The sequence below is a fragment of the uncultured Romboutsia sp. genome (assembly GCF_958366745.1).
Lineage (GTDB): Bacteria > Bacillota > Clostridia > Peptostreptococcales > Peptostreptococcaceae > Romboutsia > Romboutsia timonensis.
In genome coordinates this window covers 1-2,705 of the sequence record NZ_CATXCO010000281.1, presented here as the reverse complement: position 1 = coordinate 2,705, position 2,705 = coordinate 1, and the positions used below count along the sequence as shown (strand labels likewise).

2 protein-coding genes are annotated in these 2,705 nt (G+C 24.8%); one reads left to right on the top strand and one right to left on the bottom strand.

All coding sequences use genetic code 11. The features are described from left to right. Window positions 1–341: 341 nt before the first annotated feature. Window positions 342–1,223: an aromatic acid exporter family protein gene (locus Q5F54_RS12720; protein ID WP_288306940.1), complete on the top strand. Its 882-nt coding sequence runs from the start codon at window positions 342–344 to the stop codon at window positions 1,221–1,223. Window positions 1,224–1,345: 122 nt separating this feature from the next. Here Q5F54_RS12720 and Q5F54_RS12715 read toward each other — a convergent pair whose 3' ends face one another. Continuing rightward, complete coding sequence (locus tag Q5F54_RS12715) at window positions 1,346–2,479, bottom strand: SLC13 family permease (RefSeq protein WP_302334551.1); 1,134 nt, start codon at window positions 2,477–2,479, stop codon at window positions 1,346–1,348. Window positions 2,480–2,705: the final 226 nt, after the last annotated feature.

Genomic DNA, 2,705 nt, shown 5'->3' with positions numbered 1-2,705 from the left:
AATGCTTCGCCCACGCAGTGGCTCAAGCAACGGACGAAGTCGTTGGCGACATGAAGTGTTTCGCCGACACGTCGCTCAGGCGAAGCGAATTTTTTACGTATAAGAAAGCTATGATATAAAGTTTTTGTGGATAAAATTTTAATAGATGTAATATTAATAACTTTATAAGCGTAAAATGATATTTGGTAATGTTTCGCCGACACGTCGCTCAAGCGAAGCGAATTTTTAATGGTAAGAATTAAATATAAAATAAAGTAGTAATATATTATATAATTTATATATAATCCTATTTATTTTACTTATTAAATTATGATATCATAAATGGGAAGGGAGTTGGAAACTTGAAATTACATAAACCTGGAATGAGAAACATAAAAACAGGTATAGGTGTTATGATATGTGTTTTAGCTGGACACTTACATCTAGTTGATAACACATTATTTGCAGCAATAGCTTGTATTGTATGTATGCAAACAACTGTAAAAGGTTCTTTAACAGCTGGATTAAATAGATTAAAAGGAACATTTATTGGAGGTCTAATAGGCTTTATATTTGTGCTTATACATCCTGGAAATCCAATATTATCGTGTTTAGGTATAATTACAACTATATATATTTGTAATGTATTAAAGATAAATAACTCTATAAGTATTGCTTGTGTTGTATATTGCGCAATATATTTAGGAGTAGGAACAAATAATCCAATAGCATATTCTTTTCACAGAATAGTAGATACATCAATAGGTATTTTAATTGGAGTATGTGTAAATTACTTTATTTATAGACCTAATTATTTAGGTCGTATATACAATGAAATCAGAGAAATTGAAAATACATCAATAAAATTATTAAAAAGTGAAATAGAAAAAGGAAATCATGTTGATATATCATCTTTAAAAAATGAAATTACAAAATTAGAAGGTTTATATAAAAACTTTTTAGATGAATTAGAATATAGCAACGATGAAGTAGATAATAAATCAATAAATAAAACTATAAATAAGTGTAAGCAAATATATTTACATCTTCAGGTATTAGAACATATGAAAGATAAGTGTTACTTAAATAAAGAAAATTATATTAAATCTAAGGATTTATATGAGAAATTAGATAAAAATATAGAAATTAAAGAAAATGTAAGTCCAGTTTATAATTTTCATATAAGTAGGATAATTGAACATATAAATGAAATACATGATATTGATGTAGATGATAATATATAAATTAAAATATCCAAGAATTCAAACTTTGAACTCTTGGATATTTTTTTTAAAGCGGTATCGCTTAATAAATGAAATATTTAGCCCATATGTCGCTTAAGTAAAGCAAAATTTTTACAAATATATTATAAAGCTATAAATATATAAGCAATTGGCACAAATATAATTAAACCTAATATATTATAAAAAGTAAAAGATTTCATATAATTATCATTTCCAAACTCACTAGTATAAATCTTATAAGAAATAACACTAGCAAGAGAAGCTATCAATGTACCCATACCACCAATATTCACACCTAAAAGTAACTCTTTAAAGTGATTAGTAAATCCAGATAAAAGCATAGTAGCAGGAACATTACTAATAACTTGACTAGAAAGTACTGAGGCTAAAAATGTAGACTTAGGACTATTTAAAATACCTTCCATAAAGTTTTTTACAACATCCATAGTTGAAATATTTCCAACAAATATGAAAAATCCTATAAAAGTAATTAATAAAGAATAATCAACTTGTGAAAATAACTTTTTATTTAAAATTAAAACCATAACAATAGTTATTAAAAAAGTAACCTTATAATCAATAACATGGAAAACTGATAATAATATTATTAAAAATAACCCACCAAATAAATAAACATCTCTTTTATTATCAATTTTAACATCTTCTAAATCTAAACTTAAATTCATCTTTTTATCTTTAAAAACAAGTAAAACTAAAAATAATACTGCTAAAATAACTATAGGTAAAGTTATCTTAAAAAAGTCTATAGGACTTAAATTATAAAAAGAATATATAAATAAGTTCTGAGGATTACCCATAGGAGTAAAACTACTTCCAAGATTAGCAGCTAATGTTTGAAATACTACTATTTTTAAAACATTAATATTTGCTTTTCTTGCAATAACAATACTAAGTGGAACAAATGTAATAAGGGCAACATCATTAGTAACTATCATTGAAGATATAAAAGTTATAAATACAAGTGCTAAAGATATAGATGTATAAGTATTACATTTTTTTAAAAGTCCTATGGCTATACTATCTAAAACCTTTAACTCTTTAAAAGCAGCAACTACCACCATAAGATTAAATAATAATATAAGAACCTTAAAGTCAATGTAAGACAATTTAGGTATAGAAATAAAAGAACTAAGTATAGCAAGAGTAACTGCTATAACTAGAACACATTCCTTTTTTAAAAACTCAATAAATGAGCTTTTCTTTTTTCCTTTTTGTGTTTGAATAATTTGACTCATGTTTCTCTCCATATAATAAATTTTATCATGAAGATTTTACACTATTATATAACATATATCAAATTAAATTTTATAAATAGAATACAGTATTAACATAAGTTTTATAGCTTTTGGTTATTATAATATCATAAAAATAACTTTTAAGGTGGTGACAAAGTGTACATTCTTATAAGTCTTATTGGAGGCCTTGGATTATTTCTTTATGGTATGAACATAATGGGAGAAG

Excerpts from the sequence above, each read along its gene's own strand:
- Q5F54_RS12715 (WP_302334551.1), bottom strand. The coding sequence starts at position 2,479 with ATGAGTCAAATTATTCAAACACAAAAAGGAAAAAAGAAAAGCTCATTT.